At 46.8% G+C, this 24,294-nt stretch carries 20 protein-coding genes; 1 reads left to right on the top strand and 19 read right to left on the bottom strand.

The annotated features are described in order from the left end of the window. Positions 1–7: 7 nt before the first annotated feature. From EKN16_RS01905 to EKN16_RS01855, 11 genes are all read right to left on the bottom strand, one after another. Positions 8–1,135 (bottom strand): response regulator, encoded by a 1,128-nt coding sequence (locus EKN16_RS01905; RefSeq protein ID WP_125653451.1) that lies wholly within the window; start codon positions 1,133–1,135, stop codon positions 8–10. Beyond that, entirely contained in the window at positions 1,132–4,251 is a 3,120-nt protein-coding gene (locus EKN16_RS01900) for an ATP-binding protein (RefSeq protein WP_232016154.1), read from the bottom strand. The genes EKN16_RS01905 and EKN16_RS01900 overlap by 4 nt, the downstream gene beginning before the upstream one ends. Positions 4,252–4,309: 58 nt before the next feature. Then, on the bottom strand, positions 4,310–5,176 hold the full coding sequence (gene bioC, locus EKN16_RS01895) for a malonyl-ACP O-methyltransferase BioC (protein WP_125653450.1): 867 nt from the start codon (positions 5,174–5,176) through the stop codon (positions 4,310–4,312). Beyond that, positions 5,166–5,987 (bottom strand): alpha/beta fold hydrolase, encoded by an 822-nt coding sequence (locus EKN16_RS01890; protein WP_221226560.1) that lies wholly within the window; start codon positions 5,985–5,987, stop codon positions 5,166–5,168. The genes bioC and EKN16_RS01890 overlap by 11 nt, the downstream gene beginning before the upstream one ends. Further along, on the bottom strand, positions 5,984–7,162 hold the full coding sequence (bioF, locus tag EKN16_RS01885) for an 8-amino-7-oxononanoate synthase (RefSeq protein WP_125653449.1): 1,179 nt from the start codon (positions 7,160–7,162) through the stop codon (positions 5,984–5,986). Before bioF ends, EKN16_RS01890 begins: the two co-directional genes overlap by 4 nt. Positions 7,163–7,174: 12 nt before the next feature. Then, positions 7,175–8,176, bottom strand: coding sequence for a biotin synthase BioB (bioB, locus tag EKN16_RS01880; protein WP_125665752.1), 1,002 nt, complete (start codon positions 8,174–8,176; stop codon positions 7,175–7,177). Between the two features lie 6 nt (positions 8,177–8,182). Next, positions 8,183–8,929, bottom strand: coding sequence for a dethiobiotin synthase (gene bioD / locus EKN16_RS01875; RefSeq protein WP_125653448.1), 747 nt, complete (start codon positions 8,927–8,929; stop codon positions 8,183–8,185). Further along, positions 8,926–10,299, bottom strand: coding sequence for an adenosylmethionine--8-amino-7-oxononanoate transaminase (bioA, locus tag EKN16_RS01870; protein WP_125653447.1), 1,374 nt, complete (start codon positions 10,297–10,299; stop codon positions 8,926–8,928). Before bioA ends, bioD begins: the two co-directional genes overlap by 4 nt. A 231-nt stretch (positions 10,300–10,530) precedes the next feature. Then, positions 10,531–11,367: a carbohydrate ABC transporter permease gene (locus EKN16_RS01865; RefSeq protein WP_125653446.1), complete on the bottom strand. Its 837-nt coding sequence runs from the start codon at positions 11,365–11,367 to the stop codon at positions 10,531–10,533. Next, entirely contained in the window at positions 11,368–12,261 is an 894-nt protein-coding gene (locus tag EKN16_RS01860) for a carbohydrate ABC transporter permease (RefSeq protein WP_125653445.1), read from the bottom strand. 85 nt (positions 12,262–12,346) lie between these two features. Continuing rightward, positions 12,347–13,699, bottom strand: a complete 1,353-nt coding sequence (locus EKN16_RS01855) for an ABC transporter substrate-binding protein (RefSeq protein ID WP_125653444.1) — start codon at positions 13,697–13,699, stop codon at positions 12,347–12,349. A 417-nt stretch (positions 13,700–14,116) separates the two neighbouring features. Between EKN16_RS01855 and EKN16_RS01850 the strand changes: the two genes are divergently transcribed. After that, positions 14,117–15,154: a LacI family DNA-binding transcriptional regulator gene (locus tag EKN16_RS01850; RefSeq protein WP_125653443.1), complete on the top strand. Its 1,038-nt coding sequence runs from the start codon at positions 14,117–14,119 to the stop codon at positions 15,152–15,154. A 91-nt stretch (positions 15,155–15,245) separates the two neighbouring features. Here the strand turns inward: EKN16_RS01850 and EKN16_RS01845 are convergent, their stop codons facing one another. The 8 genes from EKN16_RS01845 to EKN16_RS01810 form a co-directional block, all read right to left on the bottom strand. Continuing rightward, positions 15,246–16,289, bottom strand: coding sequence for a DUF4432 family protein (locus tag EKN16_RS01845; protein ID WP_125653442.1), 1,044 nt, complete (start codon positions 16,287–16,289; stop codon positions 15,246–15,248). 129 nt (positions 16,290–16,418) lie between these two features. Next, positions 16,419–17,363, bottom strand: a complete 945-nt coding sequence (locus EKN16_RS01840; RefSeq protein ID WP_125653441.1) for a sugar phosphate isomerase/epimerase family protein — start codon at positions 17,361–17,363, stop codon at positions 16,419–16,421. Positions 17,364–17,416: 53 nt separating this feature from the next. Continuing rightward, complete coding sequence (locus EKN16_RS01835; protein WP_125653440.1) at positions 17,417–18,610, bottom strand: sugar phosphate isomerase/epimerase family protein; 1,194 nt, start codon at positions 18,608–18,610, stop codon at positions 17,417–17,419. 83 nt (positions 18,611–18,693) lie between these two features. Beyond that, positions 18,694–19,770, bottom strand: coding sequence for an autoinducer 2 ABC transporter substrate-binding protein (locus tag EKN16_RS01830; protein WP_197719119.1), 1,077 nt, complete (start codon positions 19,768–19,770; stop codon positions 18,694–18,696). Between the two features lie 72 nt (positions 19,771–19,842). Beyond that, the gene (locus EKN16_RS01825; protein WP_125653439.1) at positions 19,843–20,811 is read right to left on the bottom strand and encodes an ABC transporter permease; all 969 of its coding nucleotides are present in this window, start codon (positions 20,809–20,811) and stop codon (positions 19,843–19,845) included. Between the two features lie 13 nt (positions 20,812–20,824). Beyond that, positions 20,825–21,808 carry an ABC transporter permease gene (locus tag EKN16_RS01820; protein WP_125653438.1) on the bottom strand — a complete coding sequence of 328 codons (984 nt, stop codon included), beginning with the start codon at positions 21,806–21,808 and terminating at the stop codon, positions 20,825–20,827. After that, positions 21,805–23,307, bottom strand: coding sequence for a sugar ABC transporter ATP-binding protein (locus tag EKN16_RS01815; protein WP_125653437.1), 1,503 nt, complete (start codon positions 23,305–23,307; stop codon positions 21,805–21,807). The genes EKN16_RS01820 and EKN16_RS01815 overlap by 4 nt, the downstream gene beginning before the upstream one ends. 52 nt (positions 23,308–23,359) lie before the next feature. Further along, complete coding sequence (locus EKN16_RS01810) at positions 23,360–24,208, bottom strand: sugar phosphate isomerase/epimerase family protein (protein ID WP_125653436.1); 849 nt, start codon at positions 24,206–24,208, stop codon at positions 23,360–23,362. Positions 24,209–24,294: the final 86 nt, after the last annotated feature.

Here is a 24,294-nt window from a genome sequence, read left to right as displayed (position 1 = left end):
CCACTCTCTAACGAATTCCCTTATAAAGCCTTATCGCTTCTTCTGATGGCTCCGAATCGTATTCCGAACGCATCATGTCGGCGAGAAACTCATACTGCCTCTGGGCTAAGGAATAATGACCTTCATTAGCATATAACTCGATCAGAGCTTCATATATTTCCTCCGCGAAAGGGAACTGCCGCTGCAGCCTCTCGTACAAATCTGCCGCCTTTTTACCCAAGCCTTCACTGGTCCAGAAGCGGCAAAGCTGCACGGTCTGTCGATAGTACAAACTCCGTAGACGCTGGCGCTCCCCCTCCGACCACAGGTAGTCATGTTCATCCAAATAATCGCCCGGATAGGCATCTAGTAGACGCTGATGGGCAGTCGCTGATTCGGCCCCAAGGGGCGGAAGCTTGTTAATGGCCTCTTCCCAAACCAACATATCGATCGCGAGGTCTTCGCTCCGAAGCCAGTAGCCGTCCCCGCTGCTCAGCAGCTTGATGTTCAGTGCCGCGGACTCAAAATTTTTACGGAGCCTGTAGATCGTCGTATACAATTGGGTAAAGCCCTTTTTCTCATCGAAGTTAGGCCACAGTAATTCAAGCAGCGTCTCCTTCCGCACCGGTTGTCCTCGTTTGTAAACCAAATAGGCGAACAATTCGCGGGACTTGGCTGTTCTCCATGACAGAGGCTTCCCATCGAGACCAAAGACGTTCATGGTTCCAGAACATTGCACGCGGACATCGGCTTCAGGCTCCTCCTCCTCAATCGAGTGGGCTTGCGCGCGAGATATCCTCACCTCGTTGAGAAGTCTGGTAACCGTCTGTTCAAGACGACTCGGCTGCACCGGCTTTAACACGTAGTCAAGAGCATTCAATTCGAACGCCTTAACTGCATACTCCTCATAGGCCGTAACAAAGACAATGGACATGGAATCATCCATTATCAGGAGCTTCTCCGCTACTTGAATACCATTCATTTCCGGCATATCAATATCGATAAAAGCAACGTCCGGCCTTAGCTTCTCTGCGGCTGCGATAGCATCCTGCGGGAAGGAGAACGTCCCAATAATGTTCACGCCACTGAATCGTTTCAACTGATGCTCCAAGCTTCTGAGTGCAAGTGGCTCGTCGTCTAGCAATATCACGTTCATTCCTTCATCTCCTTTGATGAGGTATCGAATAGCGAGGGGAAGATCTTCTCTCGAATCCGGAAAGCAACCGTCGTACCTTGATCCGGTTGGCTTTGTATTTGCAAGCCTTTGCCGTAGATTTGCTTCAGCCTTCTATCCGTATTACGGAGTCCAATTCCAGTAGTCGGATTCGAGCTTCCTTCAAGCCATTTCTCCACCGCATTCGCATCCATTCCGACACCGTTGTCGATAATAGCCACTTCCGCGCCGCCGGGGATCCTTGCTACTCGTATTTGGATTTCCCCGCCATGAGTACGCTTCAGAATGCCATGTCTGACTGCGTTCTCTACCAATGTCTGAATCGTAAGGGGAGGTATATACAGCATTAAACTCTCGTCAACATCCCAACGTATTTGAAGTCGGTCCTCGAATCTCTCTTTCTCTATGTATAAGTACGATTGAACGAGCTGCAGCTCCTGTTCAAGAGAAACGAGCCGCTCAGAATTGCGAAAATCGAAGCTCGCCTTCAAATATCGACCGAATACATCTAGAAGGCTTCTCATCCTTGTCGTATCGAAATCACCTAAAGCGGCAATCGAGTTTAATGTGTTAAACAAAAAGTGGGGTTTTATCTGCGCTTGCAGCCATGCGGCTTCCATACGCAGCTGGTCGCGTACCGAATGCTTTAGCTCGGTTAGCGCACGAACGCGCGTCTTCAGCTCTGCAGCGTTCATTGGTTTCGTCACGTAATCATTTGCACCGGAAAGAAAACCCGTTTGCAAATCCTCCGGCCGACTGCGAGCTGTCAGAAGTAAGATCGGAAGCTCTGACATCGTAAAACGTTCGCGAATAAGCCTCGTCAGTTCATATCCAGACATATTAGGCATCATAACGTCGGAAATAATCAAATCCCATTCTCTCGAGTCCAGAACGGACAATGCTTCCTGGCCGCTGCTAGCGGTGACAACCTTACAGCCTTCCACCGTTAGAATATTATCGAGTACCATTAGATTGACGGAATCGTCGTCTACAATCAGAATAGTCGGCCCGTCGCCATCGTCTTTAAATAGAGGTTTACGCATCATTTCGCGAAAATCGTTCGTCGCCGCAGAAGCTGCTGCCGCTTCGCTGTCAGCCGTATCAGCCGTTTCCGGTTTCTCCTTTTGATCGTTCTCTAGCCAATAAGTGGACGAATCACTGGATAACTTCATAGTGAAAAAGAAAGTCGAGCCTATGTCAGCAACCGAATGAACCTTGATCATTCCTCCATGAAGCTCCACGAGCTGCTTGCAGATGCTTAAGCCGAGCCCAATACCGTTGCCACCCCCTGTCATCCCTGAATCAATCTGCTCGTAAGGCTCGAATATCTTTCTTTGCTGCTCATCTTCCATCCCTATTCCAGTATCCTGGACGAAGATGGTCGCTTGCCCACCCTCCGCGTGAGCTCGAACGGTGATGACCCCTTCGTTTGTATACTTGACTGCGTTATGAAGAAGATTGAACAAGATCTGGATAAGTCTGCTCTCATCGGCCATCACCAAGGGGAACCATTTAGGAATATGATTATCGAACCGAATCCGTTTGCCATCGGTCATAAAACGGAGCATGTCAATAACACCCGAAACAACCGTTTGAACATGAATGGCTTTGACTTGCAGCTGAATTCCTTTTTCCTTGAGCAGTGTCAAATCGAGCAAATCATTCAACATAAACGACATGCGTCGTCCAACCGTTACAAGAAGGTCCAAGTTCTGGACGTTCTTCTCCCCCAGGACGTTTTTCTCACTATCCAAGACGGATTGGGCGATATTGAGGATACCGTGGAGCGGGTTTCGAAGCTCGTGGGACACATTTGCCAGAAAATCATCCTTGCGCTTATCTTCCCTTTGAAGCTTCTCGGATAGAATAGCGGTCTGCGCGGCGGCACGAATGTAACGTTTGAACCAGAACGATGCTGAAGAGAGAAAAGCGATGAGCAAATCGATCGGATAGAAACCCATTTCAAACCATCCGAGATTTTTGACGATTCCGCCCAAGCTGCTTAAAATAACCGCGATGACCCCAAATAGTAAAAAGATCGCGTCCTCCACACCGGACAGGACCAATCGGATCGTAAGCACCAAAAGAACCAAAATTGACAGCAGCATCATGACCTCAACACAACTGCTCGTTAGTAACAAAATGGAAGAAGGCAGGAGCACTACGGATAGAACAGCGGCTGTGTTTAGCCATTGAATGGGAAGGTAAATACGGGTTGGTATATGGCCCAGCAACAGCTCCCGAGTGAACTTGAGCATAAATATCCCGATACCTGCCAAAGATAGGATTTGCAGCTTAATGGTCCAATCCCAGCTCAAAGAAATCCACTGCCGCAGCAGTTTGTCATCATCAGCTAGCACCAAGAACATGGCGCTAAGGACGAGCAACGTAAAGGAAAGGAGCACCTTCTGGCGTGCCCCAAACGTATAAATGAGCATCGCATATAGAGCATGCATCGCAAGTACGACGAGTACCATGAATTGCATCGCAAAAGAGAATTGCTTTTCCCCGGAAACCGCCCTTTCCGTTCCAAACTTAACGGAATCGAAAATACCGCCCACCTGACTGTTGACGTAGTTAGCAGCCTGAATAACGATGTCGATCCTGCCGTCCTTGGACGCGAATGCGGTGGAATAAAGCACACTGCCGACCGAACGACTGGAGCTCGCGAGCATACGCCCATTCACGTATAACTCGGCTGATGACGCGATCCCCTTAGCGCGAATGCTAAATAGACGTTCATCGTCTGGATCCACTAGTATTCGCAATCGATAGGTAGCATAGCCGTAGTTAGAATCATTAAGAGGAGACAAAGAATGCCCCCAATTACCCGGAACCTGAATGAACTTGTTTCCCTCTTCAGATATGTCCGTGCGGTTAGCTTTCTCCATAAGGAAGCGATTGGGATAAAATTCCCATTCCCCGCCCAGCGAGACCGTCCTGTCATTATTCAGGTTTGATTCCCGCAGATCCAATTCTCCTCGGATGGCTGCCGGTGTATCCGGTGGTTGCTCAACGACGATCCAAACTACCCGGATACCTATAAATAATAGTACAAAAGGGACGATGTGAAATAAAAGGGTTCGTTTTGACATCATGCCTATTCTTTCGACATTCATCGTCATTTTCCCTTTTACAACTCCCATTATCGTCTGCCTAATAAGATGCACAGGAATGGATCAATAGGAGATCGTAAGTAGCGGCAACGCCGTCCTGTATGCTGAACATATTCTCATATTCCTTATACATGTTGGCGAACAGACGTCGTGAACTGAGACCACGTTTAGCTGCGGCTTCTGAGGTGCTAGCTCCCATCGCTTTAACCGAAAGCAGAAAATCTCTTGCGGAAGCATACTTTTCCGTATGAATGGTACGCTCATAATGAGAACTAGCAAATCCCGCTTCCTCGAGCAGGCTTTTCCATTGGTCTGCAGATTGAAATGACAGCCCATGCCGCTGCGGCTCCATTCCGCTGACTTGATAAACACTATTAAATGCCTGATGCAGCTCGTAAAATGTATCAGGTCCGAATGTCGTGAATATCAGCATTCCCTCGGAACGAAGCATCCTTCGAAGGTGACTTAGCGTTCTCGTAGGATTACTTAGCCATTGAAAACAGGCGTTGGAGACGATGAGATCGAACGAAGCCACTGGAGCATCGGCCGCCCACACTTCGACATCAGCAAGAAGAAAGTGTATATGGTCCGATGTATGATTCATGGCATCTGAATGGTTTGCTTTAGCTGATTGGACATGTTGCTCAGCCAATCGTATCATTGCGGGTGCAATATCAAGAGCAGTAATACTTGCGCTTGGCCATTCGGTCGCTAAAGTTCGGGTCAGCGCCCCCGTACCGCACCCAATTTCAAGAATGTTAGGGGCGTCTGTGATTCCTTTACTCTTCCATCCTAAGAGAGATTGTGTAAGCTGGTCTGCCATCATACGTTGAACATGGGCGTGAGCATCATACGAATTTGCACGGCGGTTAAATTGACGTTGGATTGCGCTTATTCTATTGCTCATGCCACCATCTCCTCAGCTCATCAGCTATATGTACTTCCCTTCCCAAGAACGGTGCATGTCCGCTGGCGGGTATTGTAATTAACTTCGCCTTCGGTAATTGATCCATAAGCTCCGATACAGCACTATAAGGACAAATTTTATCCTCAGTCCCGTGGACAAGAAGTACCGGACAATCGATTGTCGGCAGCTGAGACAAGCATTCCTCGCTTCGCAAAATCTGAAGACCGGTAATTAACGCTGGAGTTGTCCAGCTGCCAATGGGGAGAAGACTCTGACCAAGGTCGGTCTCCCGTTCTGCCTCAGTAAACACGAGCCTTCTAAATTTTGTTTCAACGGCTTGGCGATCCTTAGTGAGTTCAGTAATCATCTGTCTAACGTATACATCTGCCCAGCCGCGGTCAAACTCTTCTTTGGAACGGGTAAATTGGGCTGTTGCACCGAATAATATAAGGCCGTCCGCTAATTTTTTACACGCTAGTCCCAGCGCCAGCAGACCTCCCAAAGACCAGCCTCCGATCAACAGCGGTTTTCCGCGGGAAGCCCTCACCCTGCAAACGGACTCATCCGGATTCGGGATATTTCTTGCTTCTGTTTCAGTCAGGAGCAGCATTTTCTCTGGAGAATCGGCATCACTGTAATCTACAGAAACATGATGAAAGTTAGGCAGCAGCACGCGGAGCCGATCAAAAACCGTATTCGGCATGCTCCATCCAGTAAGCCATAAGATGGTGCCCATTGTCTCTTGTTGAATTGTCTCTTGTTGAATTGTCTCTTGTTGAATTGTCGCTGGATTGTAATCCGATCCATTCATGCACTTAGCACCCCTAATTGAAGTCCGATCTTACGGATTAACGCGGCGGCATCAATCAGTTCCTTATCGGTATGAGCGGCCGATAAAGAGAAGCGAATTCGCGCTGTACCTTCAGGAACTGTTGGCGGTCGGATGGCCACCGCCGCAATACCTTCCCCTTCGAGTGCGTGACTGAACCGGAGGGTCTTCTCATTTTCTCCGATGATCACGGGTACTATAGGTGAGTCCCCGTTAATGACGTTAAAACCAGCTTCGCAAAGCGAGGAGCGAAACAACCTGCTTGCTGAGAAGAGCCGTTCCCGGCGCCAATAATCGACTTTTACCAAGTCTAATGCGGTAGAAACACCAGCTACGAGAGAAGGAGGCAGTGCGGTTGAATAGATGAGCGGCCTTGCCTTGTTGATTAGCCAGCGAATTAAATTTCGGCTGCCGCAGACATAAGCGCCGTATACACCGAATGATTTGCTGAACGTTCCCATATGTATATCTACCTCATTGTGCAGACCGAGCTCATAGCATAATCCCTCGCCGCGCTCCCCATAGATCCCCCCGCTATGCGCCTCATCCACCATCAGCATCGCGCCATATTCACATTTGAGTTCAACGAGCTCACGTAAGCGTGCTTGGTCACCATCCATAGAGAAGATGGCATCCGTAACAATCAGCTTACGTCGTTTATCTCGGTGCTTGTTCATTAATAGCTTCAAATGATCCTTATCGTTATGCCGGTAACGAGCATGCTCCGCGCGGCTTAATACAATGCCGTCTACAATACTCGCATGGTTAAACTGGTCGCTGAAAACAACATCACCTCGGCCCATCAGCGCACGAATAACGCCAGAGTTAGCCATATAGCCATTTGCAAAAACAAGTGCCGCCTCACTATTCTGCCAAGTGGCCAGCGCTTCTTCAAGACGGCCATAAGGCGGACGATTGCCGGTCACAAGACGTGATGCGCCGGAGCCCCCGCCTTCTGTCAGAAGCATTTCGCGCATCGTTTCAATAATGGCGGGATGCTGCGCAAGGCCAAGATAATCATTGGAGGCCAGGTTGAGCAGTAGACGTTCTCCACGCACTGTATAACCAGGACATTCCGGAACCGGGGCACTGTCTCGCAAGAAGCGCTCCAACGAATCTTCAGCCAATAGCTCGAGTTCTTTTTCCATCCAGTTCATGATCCGACCACCTTACAGGGCATTTAATTCAATCTCAAACCCCAAATCTTCAATAATATGATGATCAGCCGAGATGTCTTGGCCTGCCGTCGTTAAATAATCACCTACAAAGAGTGAATTAGCGGCGTACAGCGACAACGGCTGCAACGTACGGAGGTTGACCTCGCGCCCGCCCGCGACACGGATCTCTTTAGAAGGACAGATAAACCGAAACAGGGCCAGCACCTTGAGTGCTTTCATAGCCGACGTGCGTCCTGATTTTTCCAGCGGTGTTCCCGGTATCGCATTCAGAAAATTGATTGGAATGGAGTCCGCATCAAGCTCACGGAGCGCGTACGCCATTTCAACAATCTCATGATTCGTTTCACCCATACCGATAATGACACCAGAGCAAGGGGACATGCCGTGCGATTTCACCTTCTCCACGGTTTCAACACGCTGGTCGTATGTATGTGTTGTCGTAATCGACGGATAATTGGCTTTGCTTGTGTTCAGGTTGTGGTTGTATCGGTGTACGCCTGCTTCCGATAAACGTTCAGCTTGACCGTCCTTCAAGATGCCTAGACATGCACAAATTTTGAGCGGCATCGTTTCACGAATTTCTCTCACCGCGTCCACGACTTGATCCAGCTCCTTTTCCGTCGGACCTTTCCCGGCTGCTACAATGCAATAAGTTCCTGCTTGGCGTGCCATGGCTTCTCGTGCTCCTGCAAGCAGCGTGTCTTTATCGAGCAGAGTATATTTCTGAACGGGTGCAGTCGATACGATAGATTGTGAGCAGTAGCCGCAATCTTCGGGGCAAAGCCCGCTTTTAGCGTTGATGATCATGTTTAGCTTCACTTTTTTTCCGTAATAATGCTTTCTCACGTTAAAAGCAGCTTGCATCAGAGGCAGAATCTCATCGTTGTGCGCATTAAGCACAGCAAGCCCTTCTTCAACCGTTAAACATTCGCCATTCAGCGCCTTTTGCGCGAGCGATGACCATTCTAAATCAGCTGCAATTGTATTCTTCATCATCATTCACCCTCCCATGGATTGAACTGCTAATGCCTGTTTGATCGGTGTTAATTGGATCTTTTCTCGAACCGTGTGAATCAGCAAATCCCTATTCGTTTCATCATGCATGCGGGGAAACCGTCCGAGAACCTTTATGCCGCTATACATTTCAATCAGCTCTGCGTTCGTTGCTGTGCTTGGGTCGTCAACCCTCTCGGTTGATTCGCCATCGTTTAGAATAACGCCTATGATTGGTACCGCATGGTGCCGCAGATAGGACACAGTAAGAAGCGTGTGATTAATCGTACCAAGGCCCGAACGAGCTACGATCAGAGCTGGGATCCGAAGCTTTGTGATCAAATCCACCACGAGCTCCTCTTCGGTCAGAGGAACAGCCACGCCACCGGCCCCTTCGATAAGTACCGATTCATAACGATTTAATAGTGGTTCACCTGCGGAGATTAGCTCCTGCAACGTAAAGGTCATTCCAGCCTCCCTGGCAGCGAGAAAGGGAGTAAGAGGAGCTTCGAATGTAAAGGATGCTACCGAGTCAGCTCGCTCATTAATTCCTGTGTATTGAAGTAGACGTTCTGCGTCGGTAACTCCGCTGCCAAGAGGCGCTCCGGACTGAACCGGCTTCCAGACACCAACATTCAGCCCTTCGGCACGAAGCGCAGCAGTAATCGCTGCCGTCACAACCGTCTTCCCAACGCCGGTGTCCGTACCTGTCACGAATAATCCGCGAATCGTTTCAGCGTCCACTTGGTTCATGTAGCGGAACCACCTTCGGTGACATTAAGTATCGATTCCGATAAAATATCAGTCATCTCTTCCAGCTCAGCTTCATTGCTGGCAAGCGGAGGGATAAAGACAATCACATTGCCGAGCGGCCTTGTTAACATTCCGAGTTCTCTGGCCCGCAGACTTGTGCGAACGCCGATTCGCTCTGCCCAATCGTACGGCTCGCGTGAACTCTTATTACGAACGAGCTCGATTCCGATCATCAGTCCCTTTTGCCGGATTTCACCGACATGCGGGCGATCTTTAAGCGCTGCGAGTTTATGCTCGACAAATGACGCTTTTGCTCTAACTCCTTCAACCATATTGCGCTCTTCAAACAGCTTCAAGCTAGCCAAAGCAACGGCACAACCGAGCGGGTTGCCTGTGAAGGAATGCCCATGAAAAAATGTTTTCTGTTCTTCGTAATCGGCATAAAACGCGTCATACACCTCATCAGTCGCAAGCGTCGCTGCGACAGGCAAATAGCCCCCAGTCAGACCTTTTCCGATTACCATCAAGTCAGGTGATACGTCTTCCAGATCACAAGCGAACATAGCACCCGTCCGGCCGAAACCGGTTGCCACCTCATCAGCGATCAACAGCACATCATATTTGCGGCACAGTGCAGCCATATCATGTAAACAACCCGGCGGCATAACAATGATGCCACCTGCTCCTTGCACAATCGGCTCCACAATGAGAGCCGCAATCTGATCCGCCCGTGTCTCGAGCAAATTACGCAATGCGGTTAACGTAGCTTCCTTTGCTCCCGCTGCACCGCCTTCATGACGATAAGCGTAAGGATATGGAATGATGTGGGAGGGAAACAGCATGGGACGAAACACGTCATGGTACAACGGGATCGCACCGACACTTACCGCGCCAATCGTATCGCCGTGATAGGCTTGATTCATTGTTATAAAAGTTGTTTTCCCCCTGGCCCCTTTGTTATGCCAGTATTGAAAGGCCATTTTGATCGCAATCTCCACACCCGTTGCTCCAGAATCAGAGTAGAACACTTTCGTTAAGCCTTGCGGGGCGATTCCAACCAGCTTTTCTGCAAGCTCGATGGCAGGGACATTGGCCATTCCGAGAAGGGTGGAGTGCGCGACACGTCCTAACTGATCCGTGATTGCCTGATTCAGCTCTGGTACGTTGTGTCCGTGTACGTTAAGCCAAACGGAGGAGAACCCGTCATAATAAGCACGCCCATGGACGTCATACAGTTTGATGCCTTCACCGCGTTCAATAATGAGAGGTTCAGCGTTATTGTAGTCTTTCATCTGAGTAAAAGGATGCCATAAGTGAGCTTTATTTAGGGAAGCAAGCCGTTCGTAATTCACAAAAATATCACCATCCATTAAGCTTTTAATTGTTAACCATATTATTTTTATTTTGGTTAACAATAGAATGTCCCCATTCTAGCAGACCATGATGTTCCTGTAAATAGCGTTCAAATAGACTCCGGGATATAACATGAAACACCCCTTCTGCCACGGATCACAGAAGGGGTGTTGGGAAATAATTATGTTTTTTATCTCGGCTAGCACCAGACTTTTCAATTTCTTTGTAAATGGATTCATGTGTCGGGATTATGACTTCACGGCACCCGCTAATGCTCCGTCCACGATATATTTCTGGATGAACGTATATAAGAAAATGAGCGGCGCTGCTACGATCGTAACACCGCAGGCGAGCAGCGGCCAATTGTTACCATATTGACCTTTGAACTCTCTAAGACCAGCAGTGATTGGGTAGTTCTCAGCACTCGGCAAGTATTGTAGTGGACCGATGAAGTCGTTCCATACCGCGATCGCGGTCAGTATGATGCCGGTTGCGAGAATCGGCTTCATCAAAGGTAACAGGATTCGGAAGATAAAGCGCGTGTAACCGATCCCGTCCATACTTGCCGCCTCGTCCAAATCTCGGCTGATCGACTTGATATAGCCGACGAACATCATGAAGATTACGCCGGTTCCTGTCGTCTTCAGCAGAATAAAACCCCACTTGGTGTCGTATGCGATCTCAGGCGCGATCTCCCGCAGTCCAAGCATCAGCTTGTATTGGGCTACGATCGGGTTGGGCAGAAATTGTGAAATAAGGAAGAACAGGTAGAAGAACCCTCCCCACTTCACGTATCCCCTCGCGATCGGGAAAGCTGCGAATACAGATACCAGGACAGTACCTACTGTACTGGTTACCGTGTACAGTAAGCTGTTGCCGATGTAATTGACGAAGTTCCCCTCTTGCCAAGCTTCCTTGTAGTTGCTCCAATTAAGCTTATGAATGAAGGATAGCGGGTTTAACAGGTAGTCATCGTATGATTTCAAGGATACATTAAACACGAAGAGCAGCGGCCCAAGATACAAGATCATGAGCAGAAGCATGAAGACATAAGAGGGGATCTTCACGGATGCAGTGGATCTCATTTATTGTTCCACCTCTCTCTTGCGAAGTAAGAATACTGCTACAACGACGAAGATCAAGATCAATAAGAACTGAACGACTGCCAGCGCGGAAGGAAGTCCCATCTCGAGCGAACCGCGGAAAGTCTCTTTGTACACGTCGTAAGCCATAGTCCTAGTGTTGAAGTTGCCGTCCGTCGTAGCTACGATAATATCGAAAGTCTGCATCGATCCGATGATCGCGAGAAGCATATTCACCGTAATGGACGGTGCGATAAGTGGGAACGTAATTTTCCAGAACGTCTGCCAACGATTCGCCCCGTCGATATGCCCCGCTTCATATAAGTCCTTCGGCACCGTCTGGAGGCCGGCAAGGAAGATCAACATCGAATATCCAAGGTACTGCCATATCTGAACAAATATTACATAATAAAACGAATGACTGAAACTGCCGAAGAACGTATCATTATATCCAAACAACTTTTCATACAAGGTATTGACAGGTCCGCCTAGCGGATCGAACATAAGCCCCCACACCAAAGCAACTACGATTACGCCGAGAACTACGGGAAGGAAAAGGATGGCGCGATAAAATTTATCGCCTCTGAGCCTCTGGTTAATGATGATAGCGATGAACAAACCAAGCCCATTCTGCACAAGCGTAACGATGACCATGAAGATCAATGTACGGCTAATGGAAGGCCAACGTTCCGCTGAGTTGCCTGCGAAGAAGACATCGCGATAGTTATCCCATCCGACGAAGTCGTAAGTACTGCCAGGGAGGAATTTCATATTTGTAAACGAATAATAAATCGTCATTACGGACGGACCGAAATAATAGACGAGGTACAAGACCAGAGGAATTGCTAACAGCAGATAGGGAATGGTGCGTGAAATCCCTTTGCCGAATGGATACATGAAAACCACCTCGTAAAGTCAATTAGGGTCTGAGGCAACGCTCAGACCCATTAATATTTATTCTAAATAGCTTAAAGTCAATTCATCATTTAGGAGCTGCGGCTTCCCATTCCTTCTGTTGAACGTCCGCAAGTTCCTTCGCAGTCTTGAACGGACCTCCCGGAGACAGGAATTCCGTATGCACCCCTTCAGTTGCAATGTGCTCACCGACGTTGTCCCGATCGATCATAAGGATCTCGTAAGCTGTTTGCATCTTCGGCACCCATTGCACGATGTAGTCATCATTGACTTTGTTGCCCGTTGCAATATTTGGTTGAATCGGAAGCATACCTGTTGCCGTTACAAACTTCTGGTAAACTTCAGGACGGGAGAAATACTCCAGCCATTTTAGTGCGCCCTCTTTGTTCGGGCCTTTCTCAGCTACATACCAAGTCATGTCGTATTTACCCGCCAACACGTCTACTGGTTTATCAGAAGCTGGGAGTGGGAAGTATCCGAAATCAAGGTTCGGATCAGCTGCTTGGATCGTCGTGATATCCCAGCTGCCGTCGGCGATCATCGCAACTTTACCGGTAGCGAAGAGCTTAGGCAGGTCGCCATAACCAATGCCCATGAAATTCTTGATCGTGTATTTATCTTGAATTGTCTTCATTTTCTCGAGTACTTCAACTGCATCTGCATCATTAAACTTGTTAGTACCCTTCCAAATGCCTTCAAGCCATGCTTCCTGGTTGCCTCCAGCGAGCAATTGCGCCTGTAGGTTGAATGCAGGTAGTTTCAGCGGCCATACATCTTTCCCTGCCAGCCCGATTGGGGTAATATTTTTTGCAAGAAGCGCTTCGTTCAGTGCAACAAACTCAGACCATGTCGTTGGTATTTTCAATCCGTTCTCGTCGAATATCTTCTTATTGAAAAAGAGTCCGCCCATAGCGAAACTGCCCGCAGGGATCGCGTACACTTTACCGTTATACGTGCCGCCCTTGGCGATATCGGATGCATTGTAGTTCTTAACAAATGCTTGCCCTGATAGGTCGGCGATCAAGCCATTATCGATCCATTGTTGCCAATCGGGAATTTTGGCTCCCGGTGTATAATCCTTCGGAGAACTTCTCATCGCGGAGAGATCCGGGAAGATGTCGATGTCGTTTGCAGTTAAGTGTGTACGCATAGCTTGCTTGTAGACGTCGTTTGGCTCGGTCTTCGTATATTCCACTTTGTACTGCGGAAACTCTTTCTCGAAATCGGCGTTGATCTTCTCGATCGCAGCGTTAATGTTATCTTGCTGCCAGTGCAGCATTTTAATCGTAGTCACTTTTGCTGGAGCCGTGTTGTTGGTTTTTGGTTTGTTTGTTGTTGGATTATTCTCGTTTTTGCCACCACAAGCAGCAGTAACGACAGACAGCGCTAACAGCAGCGAAACTGAAAGTAACTTTTTCATTGTCTTGGTACCCCCTACATGAATTATGAAGTAATTTAGACCCGATAGCTCTCCTGCTGACTGATGAAACCCTTGTTCCGGAGCAAGTTTTTCGTATATGCCCCAAAAGTAACGAAAGCGGTTTCGATAAACTTATTATTACACCTTTAAATAATTTTGTAAAGGTTTCCAATAAAAAAAGATTATTGCTTTTTACACTATAAATTCATATTTAGTCGCTAAGTCAGCCAACTGATAATTGACTTTCCAACAAATTGTATATAGAATAATCTACGAAACCACTTTCGTAAATCGCTTACAGAAAGATTGGAATCCTAGCTTTGAGTCGCTTTTATGAGTCTAATATAATGAAAAATTCCCTTTTATCACAAATACAATATGCTTTTGAGATGTTTCTCTGGAGTTAGGAGCCCGCATATGAAGCCAAACATCAAAACCATCGCGAAAATGGCAGGCGTTTCGATCTCGACGGTTTCGAAAATCACAAATAACTACAGTGACGTTTCGGAAGAAACCAAAACACGGGTTCTCGAAATCATGAAGCAGACCGGCTACGTCCCATCTAATTCCGCGAAGACGCTCGCCACCAAACGCTCCAATTTGATCGGGGTTATTTTCGCCGGCAAGATCAACGTCGACTTCACCCACCCCTTCTTCATCGAAGTGCTCAACGCATTCAAGAAGCAGATGGGGTTCTTAGGCTACGATTTACTCTTTTTCTCTAACGAGAAGTTCCACGGAAGTGATGGCGACTATCTGGCCCGTTCCCTCCATTTTCAGGTGGATGGCTGTATCATTATCTCTGGTGAGGAGGTGGAGGCCTCTATCGAAGAGCTGGATCTCAGTAATATTCCTTGTATTGGCGTGGACATCCAGCTAAAGGGACAGAATTCCGGTACCATTATGTCGGACAATTATAAAATGTCAGCCAAAGTTGTTGAGCATTTCTACATGCTAGGATATAAAGAGCTCGGCTACATTGGTAGTACGTTGAAGTCGAATATCTCCAATTTACGTGAGTCTGGCTACAGGGATGCGATAGAGACACTCAGCTTACAGGTGAATGCCAACTGGTTCGTCAACGGTGAGACATTCTTCGAAGAGAGTGGTTACGAGGCGATGAAACGATTGATTAAAGCAGGTAAGTTGCCAAGAGCCATATTCGCTGCATCCGACTTGTTGGCTATTGGCGCTATGCGTGCAATGAAGGAACACAATCTACAGGTACCACAGGATATCGCAATCATTGGATGCGATGACATCGATGCTTGCAAGTACACAAGCCCAGCCCTGTCTACCATTCGGCAAAACAAGGAGAAGATCGGCATCCTCTCTGCGCGTATGCTTTTCGATCTCATTAACAATCAATCCCCAAGCAACGCCTTTATTGTTGATCCCGAACTGATCGTACGGGAATCATGCGGGAGTCATCTAAACAGCTACGGATTCAAATAAAAGAAAAGGCATTGCTCCTCGCTCGCTCGCGAATATAATCGCAAATGAGATGAGCAATGCCTATACGGTTGGCCTATATTATCGCTTTGAATCAAGTTACGTTCAGCTCTAATTGGTAGACTGCAGAAGAGCCCGGCAACAGTATGAAAGGACCTCCGTGCTGCGCTTCGGCTGCGCGGCCTTCGACTCTGCAGTTCGAAGGCTCAAGACCCAGAACATGCTCACCTGCTCCAGGCATCCGCCACTGAACAAGCTGAGGCAGTGAATCCACCGACCAACGCAGAGTTACCTTCACGGGCTTTTCAGTACCGCCCGCTGGAAACCGTGAGTTGAGTAAGCTCGCTTCAGCCATTCCATTCGAGTTAACTGCATCAAGGTGAACACGATGATAATAGACGGCCTCAGACGCAGCAGAATCAGGCTTTTGCCATTTGCTGCACCAATCAAGCGGCGCATCCTTACCGCGAGCCTCGATATCTGACGAAGGCAGTTGTATCTCCGTATGCTCTGCAAGCAGCGGAAAACCAAAATTGAAATGGTAGAGCATCATATGCGGTGCAGGCTGAAAACCAAAGTTCTCTACCCGATCAGCAATAACAATGCGATTCTCACCCATCCGACCCGAAATGCTGCGAATGAGCCTGAGTTTGCTTCCAAATAGGGATGTTTCTTCTACAACGCCGGAAACTTCCCATTCCAGCTCGTCCCCCATCCATTGTTCACGGATATTAACTTGATTAGCAGGCGTATGATGAACACGTCCATGCAGGCCGTAGCTTCCTGTTTCATCCTTCGACGGTTCGCCAACATGAGAAAGACCGCAAGTCATCAGAAGTCCGCCGGATGCTGTCCGCAGCCAACCAACACCTTCCGGTTCATAAAACATAGGGTGAACATTGCCATTGGAAGACTGCCAAGAAATAGGAGAACCCCACAGTTGTGCCAAAGAAATATCGAGTCCTTTGGTAGGAACAACCTCAAAGGAAAGACCAGCGCCTGTCCTCACTTCGATAATCTCCGTCCCTGCCTCCTTCCCTTCAGTCAACATCATCCTTCGTACTCCGCCGATCTGTCCGAGACGGCCTACGCGCGCTTCTACTTCACGACGTGTCCAGTTTTGTCCGTATAGCAGCATCTAAAGCCCCCTTTTCTAAGTATTTGTCTCATTATATGTTCGTTTATAACATTATTTTATATCTAATAAACACTACCGTCTATATAAATAATCAAACGACTGACCTGCACGCCAAAAAAGCCTTAAAGCTTAGCCGAGCAGAATGGACTCACGTTCGCGGAAATAAGAAGCAGTCTGCATGACCATCTGATCAAGTTTCACCCTATCTGGCTTACCAAACATCGCCGGATAAGGATCGCCACCAGGCCCAAGAGGTTCAGGTGTTACATAACGTCCTTCCCTGTTGAAACCTAGCAGATAGAGCGCCATGATGACAGTGTCCAAATCTAGGGATCCTTCTCCTAAAGCGCAACGGTTACTGTCCGCTACATGCAGGTTGAGCAGTTGTTCACCCGACGCCAATAATGCTTCCCCGATATGGGACTCTTCTAATTGCATATGATACAAGTCCGCGTTAATGTGCTGGACGCCGGGATGATCGACAGCTCGAATATATGCTTGAGCATCCAAGATCGTATGGACGTAACTAGTCTCCGCTGATCGAATAGGCTCGACCGCCGCTCTGACACCATGCTTCACGAACAGATCGGCGACAGATCGCAGCATATTTACACTCCTTTCCAATTCCATATCATCGTATTTATCTGGTCTTCCCACGGCACCCGGAACAACCAGCAAATAAGAGCCTCCCACCGAAGAAGTAAACTCGATCTCCCGTTTCAAGTAGTCAATGGCTGCTTGACGGTGAATTGCACGGTTGCTGGATAGATCATTGTCCTTCGAGAACATACCACATACGCCTGCTACCGTGATGCCATGGGCTCCGAGAATCTCCAATGTTTCCCTTGCATGGTAGCCAAGGTCCGGTCCATAATGATTCCCGTGCAGCTCAATGAACTCGATTCCTGCATTCTGTAACCGCTTGGCCGAATCTTCTAGCGACTCCATACCGAAACCCCAATTGCTCCAAGATAAATTCAGCCTTTTCTCAAAACGTTCCGGTTGGTTCTTCTTCAAACTGAGAAAAGCTGATCGGATTTTATCGTTTTTCAGCTCATATAGTTGTTTAGACATTAGAATTCGCTCCTCACATTTATTTGATAAATGACTCTCATTTATCACTTTTATTACTTCTTCAGGTTTTGTATAGCTTCGCTTAACTTCATCCCGTCTACGGGAATGAACTTCCGCCAGTATACAATTGAATCCTGTATTTTTTTCAATATGTCAATGTTCAGCTCACTGGTTCCGGAGAAAATTTCAAGGGTCAGATAGATTTCCTCGCATTTAGGTGGGAACCCCTTATCGTCAGGAGTTTGGTATGCCTTTTCCAAAGCCATCAACAAAGATTCACCAAAAATGGTCCCTTTTCGATTGTATTCTTCTGTAAAAGGGAGATGGGAGGAAGATCCGCCCGTAGTTTGCTGTAAATGTACGATTGGAGAATAGCATCCTAGTTCTTCGAGCCAACGATACGTGTCGCCATCCGATTGCTTGGCGAACAAATGCGGATAAGATTTCATTTCCCAGATGATCTGCTCCACATAAGCCGCTTGTTTCTCGAACGGCTCTTGAATCATTTGCTGAAAAAGTTCATAGGCGGATAAGGGGCCCAACCAAAATGAAGGCTGATAACCGTCTTCGCGGAAATATTTTGCCATTTCTTCGATAGTTTGTTCATCGGGACGAAGAAACTTAGACTGACCGCTCTGATGACCCGTATCCAGCGTAAGATAAAATGGTGATTGCGAAAGTCGGAAAACTTCCTTGAGCAGCCGTTTCGAGCCCTCGATTGTCCATGGAATTTGATGCGGCGTATACATTTGCTCGACTCCGGGAGTGCGAACACCGAGATCACGGGAATATTTAGCGATATCGGCAAGCCTGACGTAAAGGTCCACCTCTCTTTCATTGTAAGATTGCGGTCTTTGCAGGACGGAATCGGAGAAAGCGTGGCAATAAAAACCGAGTCCCGCTCCTAATTGTGCAGCAATATCCACCATAGGCTTAAGCCATTCGTGTTGAATCCGGTCGCGAACAGCAAGGTCATGATGCGCCAATCCCAATGTCGCATAAGTTCCATGACCCGAATAAAGATTGACAACCCGAACACCAGATTTTTGGCTTTCGGTTTTCACTTCCTGGACCCATCGATCCATATAATTCCGATCCATATAAATAGGGTCACACTCATTGTCCGCGCTAGCTTCCACGCAGGTTATCCCCATCCTCCCGAGCAAGTCCATCCATTCTGCCGGTCTTGTCCATCTCTTGGAGGCAAAGCAATTATCTACTGCTAAATAAATCTTTGGGTCAGTCATCCGTTTTTCTCCTTTCTGCGGCTATAACTAACACACGGACACCCCCTCTAGTGGAATGTCCGCGCTCGCGTCAAACTATGACTCTAGAATTTAAATTGATCTGCATTTTCCTTGGTAAATTCAGTGGGAGGTCCCATGATAATAGTTTTCTTATCAGACTTCACTTGAATTTTACCTACATTTGGAACATCTTGGCCATCTGCAGGCATTTTTCCTTCTGCTAAATCTTTAGCCAGAGCAACTGTCAAATATCCCAATGCACCTGGATCCCAGAGAAGCGCAGAAGATAACGAACCGTCCACCAAGTAAGGCTTCGAGTCTGTCGGCAGTGCAGTACCAACTACCGCTACTTTTCCTTCAAGTCCTTTTTCCTTAACGGCTTGAGCAGCGCCTAGCGGTGCGACTGTTGAGAAAGCCATGATACCTTTCAGGTTCGGGTACGCTTTAAGCAGATCCAATGTTTTTTGATAGGCTATTTGCTGCTTCTCATCTGAAGCAATTTTATCGGTGACCAGTTTCAGGCCAGGGTATTTTTCCGTTGCCTGTTTCTGAGCCCAATCGATCCACGTATTCAAGTTGGCAGCAGACAATCCGCCCGTTACAATCGCATATTCTCCTGTATCCGATCCCATTTTCTCGACAAGCTTATCGGTGATCGCCCGTCCGAAAACTTCATTGTCGATTTGTTGAATAGAAAGCTCAACAACGGATTGATCCGCCGGTGTGTCCCAGTCCATGATTTTGATTCCTTGCTCTTTTGCTTTTTTCAAAACAGGAGTCAATGAAGCGGGATCATTAGGTGCCACAGCGATTACATCGACTTTGCGGCTGATCAAATCTTCAATAACTTTTACTTGCTGTGCAGCATCTGCTTGGGTAGGTCCTGTGTAAATAACCTCAACACCTAGGTCAGTACCCGCTTTTAAAGCTCCGGTTTCCGATGCATTAAAATAAGGAATACCGATTAGTTTAGGAACGATGGCAATTTTCAACTTTTTACCAGTTGTACCTTGATCATCTCCAGAAGCAGCAGGAGAAGCTGTACCTTCAGAGTTCGGACTCGAACTAGAGGAATTGTTGGCATTTTTTGTTGAACAAGCCGACAGAACCAAGACAAACACCAGAAGTACACTTACTAACATGCCTGAAAACTTTTTCATTTTGCTACCCCTATTCTCTTTCGGATTTTGGATAAATCTATGATGGATACCCGTCTCTAGAAACAGATATTATCAACTTGCGGATACTTTAATCGATTGTTTGATAGATTTATTCTGGCTCATCCTCGCCAATACATAATTAAGTGACAGCACAGCGATGAGGATCACACCCATCAGAATGTCAACTACTGTTCTGGGTATACCCAGAAGATTCAACCCGTTAGATAAAACCTGGAATATCATCACCGCATACACGGTACCTATTACTTTCCCATAACCCCCGGAGATTTCCGTTCCTCCCAGAACAGCAGCTGCAACCGTTAATAATAGGTAGGAAGATCCCAAATCGACTTTAGCCGAGTTGTATCGAGAGATCATGATTATTGCGGCTATCGCTGCCATGAAAGCAGAGAATAAATAGACACCCATCAATACTTTTTTCACATTGAGACCGGAAAATTGAGTGGCAACCGGATTAATTCCGACCTTATACACACTTCGACCCCAAATGGTTCGATTAAGCAGAACAGTGGTCATGACCGCTAATAAAAGGAATATAATGACCGGTAATGGAATTGGACCTATGGACATATTACCGATATTTCCAAAGGAGTCCGGAAACCCGGAAATCGCATTGCCCTTGGTGATCGTAAGATTGATACCCTCGAATAATACCATGCTGCCGAGCGTTACCAGAATTGGCGAAACACCGATGATGGCTATAAAAAATCCGTTAAGCAACCCACAAATCAAGCCGACTGCTATACCAATAACAATCGCAATGGCAACCGGAAAGTGATCCGACAAACATAAAGCGGTGATAATCCCTGATAAAGATGAGGTATAGGTTATCGATAAATCTATCCCCCCCGTAACGATGACTACCATCATTCCAAGAGCCAAAATTCCTAACTCTGGCAATTGAAACATCATGTTGCTCAAGTTGTATGCATCCAAAAAACCAGGAGCTATGATTGCCATGAGAATAAATAGAGCGACTAATATTAACCCAAGCATTGATTCTTTCGAGATCTTCAACACTCTATTATCCCTCCTATGCCTGAACTTCTACTTTCAATATCTTTGATTCAGCTCGTTTATGTTGAAGATAATCGTAGGATACAGCGCTTAGAATAACCAAACCGATGATAACTTTTTGCCAGTAAGTGTCGATATGGCTGAGAATCAACCCATTCTGCATAACACCGAGCAGCAATACGCCTAAGAGCGTTCCCCAAACCGATCCATTGCCGCCAAGGATATTCGCGCCCCCGATGACAACAGCGGATATAACCGTCAGCTCAAAACCAAGCATCCCGTTAGGATCAACTGATTTTGTATACATCATTTGAGTCATAGCTGCGATGCCGGCAAGAAAACCCATGTATCCATAAACAAACAATTGTGTGCGCTCTAGATTGATGCCCGCTCTAACCGCCGATACAGGGTTTCCTCCAATGGCAAACACTGAGCGGCCAATCATCATATATTTCATTACATACCAAGTAATTAAAGTTACTAGGGCAATGATATAAACAAGAATTGAAATTCCCGCCAGCTCAAAATTTGAAAAGCGAATGAAAACTTGCGGAAAATTACTGCTGTTCAAGAAAACACCGTTCGTGAAATAGAGAATGCTGCCGTTGATAATACTCATCGTGCCCAGCGTTGTAACGATGGGGGGGATCTTCAGCCTGGAGATGAGCGTTCCGTTTAGAAGTCCAATAATTAATCCGCTTGCAACTGCGATGAATAGCGCAATTAGAATCGATATCGGAGATTCTGGCAGCAGCTTCATCGAATGCCCGGTAATAACCATAGCCGCGCTTGATATAGCAGCTACAGATACATCGATTCCCCCGGTAATAATGACCAATGTCATACCCATTGCCAAGATGGCCAGAACGCTATTGGCTTTTAGAATATCCTGGATATTATCCAACGTTAAAAATATGGGATTGTTCACACTCAACACGATGCAAAGTAAAACGAGTACGGCTAATATTCCCATTTCTTTCGACTTGAAAAACGATTTCAATTCAAACCATCTCCTAAAACGGCAAAATTCATAATTTTCTCTTGTGTAGCTTCGGCTCCGGCGATTTCACCTGAAATCCTGCCTTGTTTCATGACTAATATTCGATCACTTACGGCCAATACTTCCGGAAGTTCAGAGGAAATGACGATAATTCCAATTCCTTTGTTCGTAAGCCTGCGCAACAATTTATGAATTTCAGTTTTCGCGCCGATATCAATTCCGTTCGTCGGCTCGTCAATGATTAATATTTTGGGATTGGTGGACAACCATTTGGCGATTACGATTTTTTGCTGATTGCCTCCTGAAAGTTGACCAGCATTCATCTCCGCAAGCGGAGGGCGTATATCCAAGATCTGTATATACTCAGCAGCCAACTGTTTTTCTTTCGCCCGTTCAATAAACCCGAACTTGTTAAGCATCTGATCAAACACCGTAACCGAGATGTTATCAATAATTGATTGTCTCAGAAACAGGCCTTGCGTCTGGCGGCTTTCGGGTATATAGGCCATTTTGTGTTTAACTGCATCACTCGAGGACTTAATGTCCACCTTCTTACCGGAGATATAAATATGACCGTGATCAGGTTTGTTTAAACCGAATAATGCATGCGCCAATTCCGTGCGTCCTGCACCGACCAATCCCGTAATTCCAATAATTTCGCCTGCGCGTAGTGAGAAGGAAATGTCTTTGAAGTTTCCCCTTTTAGAAAGTCCTTCTACGCGAAGAACCTCTTCCCCGCCTTTGTTCTCTTCCCTGTTGAAAACCTCGACTTTTCTTCCTACCATTAAGGAGATCAACTTATCTTCGTTCATATCGTTTTTGTCATAACTGCCTACAAACTTCCCATCTCGGAGAACCGTGAATCTATCGGCCACTGTAAATAATTCCTTCAGTTTATGACTGATATAGATAATCGAGATACCTTTCATGCGTAAATCTTCGATGATCTTATATAACTGCTCAACTTCTCCAGAAGATAATGAAGAAGTCGGTTCATCCATAACAATTAATTTAGAATCAAACACTAAAGACCGAGCAATAGCAACCAACTGCTGTTTTGCAATGCTTAATTTTCCCAAGGGGAGAGATACATCCATTTTTAACCCAAGCTCAGCCAATGTCTTTTCTGCGAGCAGCTTCATCTGCTTCCATTGCACTCGGTAGTAGCCTTTTCCAGCGCTTTCACGACCGATGCAAATATTTTCTGCCACAGAGAGGTTTGGAAAGAGACTCAAATCTTGATAGATGATAGAGATTCCTTTTAATGTGGCATCGATAGGTTTTGAGAAATGGACTTTCTCACCGGCGAAAAAGATTTCCACACCTTCATCCGCGCTTTCAACGCCAACCAAAATTTTCATTAAGGTTGATTTACCCGCCCCATTCTCACCGATCAGGGCATGCACTTCACCAGGTTTTATCGCGATCTGTACATCGTCCAGCGCTTTTACTCCAGGATATGTCTTGCTAACGTTACTCATCTGCAACAAGAACTCCATCTGACTAATACCTCCAGCTGCTTATTGTGATCTAGAAGTAAATTCCGTTTATTTATACCAAACGGTATTTCTCCTGCATGGAGCGGATAAACGCTTTACCTTCTGTAATAAGCGTGTCTCCGTTTGGCGCTAATTGGCGCCATACCCAGGTGCTCATGTTGTCAGTGATGTCAACGAACGATTCCAAAGCCGCATAACCCTGATAATTGATTTCCCCAAGTGTCCGGAACAAATCATCCCAATCGACGAGCCCCGTTCCAGGAATGCCGCGGTCGTTTTCGCACAAATGAATATGCATCAGCTTCGAGTCGGCAAGTTTCACCGCGTCAGAAAACCGTTTCTCTTCGATATTCATGTGGTATGTGTCAAGATGCACCCCGACATTATCCATTCCGATCATATCTATTAACCTCATCGCCTGTTCAGAGGTATTAATCAAATAGGTTTCATAGCGGTTAACCGGTTCCAGTGCGATAGGCAACCCCAATGTCTGAGCATATTTCGCCACTTCCCGGAGTCCATCGGCCGCCATCTGCCATTCCTTCTCGGAGGGCCGTTTAATTGCCAACTTCACGTGCTGCGAATAGATGACTCCGCTGAACTGCTTGGCCCCTATCCCGCTGGACACTTCCACACATTGTTTCAAATAGGAGACCGCTCTTTGCCGTTCTTCGGCATCGCCACTGGTGAGGTCCATTCCTTCAAGCAGTACAGTGGACGTGCAGCATTCTAATCCTACATCCAGAAGTCGTTGGCGAACCGCTTTCACGTCAAATGTATCCAAACTCATTAGCGGTAACTCGATAAAATCCATACCTAAATCTTTAGCTCGATTGATTAGATTCAGGGTATCGTTGCTCCACTGTGAGCACCATGCATATGCGTGAATTCCAAGTTTCAAGAAAATCCCTCCATGTTCATTTATTGTTCTCATTGTACTTGCAGTGAAAGCGTTGACATAGTAGACATATCTCGGAAGGGGTAGAC

The organism is Paenibacillus baekrokdamisoli (genome assembly GCF_003945345.1).
Taxonomy (GTDB): domain Bacteria; phylum Bacillota; class Bacilli; order Paenibacillales; family Paenibacillaceae; genus Paenibacillus_Z; species Paenibacillus_Z baekrokdamisoli.
This window is presented reverse-complemented; position numbering and strand designations above follow the sequence as displayed.

What these genes read in the sequence shown, in the direction of transcription:
- EKN16_RS01905 (WP_125653451.1), bottom strand. Translation starts at nt 1,135, where the DNA reads ATGAACGTGATATTGCTAGACGACGAGCCACTTGCACTCAGAAGCTTG.
- EKN16_RS01860 (WP_125653445.1), bottom strand. Translation starts at nt 12,261, where the DNA reads ATGTATCCATTCGGCAAAGGGATTTCACGCACCATTCCCTATCTGCTG.
- bioC (WP_125653450.1), bottom strand. Translation starts at nt 5,176, where the DNA reads ATGAGCAATAGAATAAGCGCAATCCAACGTCAATTTAACCGCCGTGCA.
- EKN16_RS01855 (WP_125653444.1), bottom strand. Translation starts at nt 13,699, where the DNA reads ATGAAAAAGTTACTTTCAGTTTCGCTGCTGTTAGCGCTGTCTGTCGTT.
- EKN16_RS01835 (WP_125653440.1), bottom strand. Translation starts at nt 18,610, where the DNA reads ATGACTGACCCAAAGATTTATTTAGCAGTAGATAATTGCTTTGCCTCC.
- bioD (WP_125653448.1), bottom strand. Translation starts at nt 8,929, where the DNA reads ATGAACCAAGTGGACGCTGAAACGATTCGCGGATTATTCGTGACAGGT.
- bioF (WP_125653449.1), bottom strand. Translation starts at nt 7,162, where the DNA reads ATGAACTGGATGGAAAAAGAACTCGAGCTATTGGCTGAAGATTCGTTG.
- EKN16_RS01815 (WP_125653437.1), bottom strand. Translation starts at nt 23,307, where the DNA reads ATGGAGTTCTTGTTGCAGATGAGTAACGTTAGCAAGACATATCCTGGA.
- bioA (WP_125653447.1), bottom strand. Translation starts at nt 10,299, where the DNA reads ATGGATGGTGATATTTTTGTGAATTACGAACGGCTTGCTTCCCTAAAT.
- EKN16_RS01890 (WP_221226560.1), bottom strand. Translation starts at nt 5,987, where the DNA reads ATGAATGGATCGGATTACAATCCAGCGACAATTCAACAAGAGACAATT.
- EKN16_RS01865 (WP_125653446.1), bottom strand. Translation starts at nt 11,367, where the DNA reads ATGAGATCCACTGCATCCGTGAAGATCCCCTCTTATGTCTTCATGCTT.
- EKN16_RS01900 (WP_232016154.1), bottom strand. Translation starts at nt 4,251, where the DNA reads ATGATGTCAAAACGAACCCTTTTATTTCACATCGTCCCTTTTGTACTA.
- EKN16_RS01850 (WP_125653443.1), top strand. Translation starts at nt 14,117, where the DNA reads ATGAAGCCAAACATCAAAACCATCGCGAAAATGGCAGGCGTTTCGATC.
- EKN16_RS01830 (WP_197719119.1), bottom strand. Translation starts at nt 19,770, where the DNA reads ATGAAAAAGTTTTCAGGCATGTTAGTAAGTGTACTTCTGGTGTTTGTC.
- EKN16_RS01840 (WP_125653441.1), bottom strand. Translation starts at nt 17,363, where the DNA reads ATGTCTAAACAACTATATGAGCTGAAAAACGATAAAATCCGATCAGCT.
- EKN16_RS01845 (WP_125653442.1), bottom strand. Translation starts at nt 16,289, where the DNA reads ATGCTGCTATACGGACAAAACTGGACACGTCGTGAAGTAGAAGCGCGC.
- bioB (WP_125665752.1), bottom strand. Translation starts at nt 8,176, where the DNA reads ATGAAGAATACAATTGCAGCTGATTTAGAATGGTCATCGCTCGCGCAA.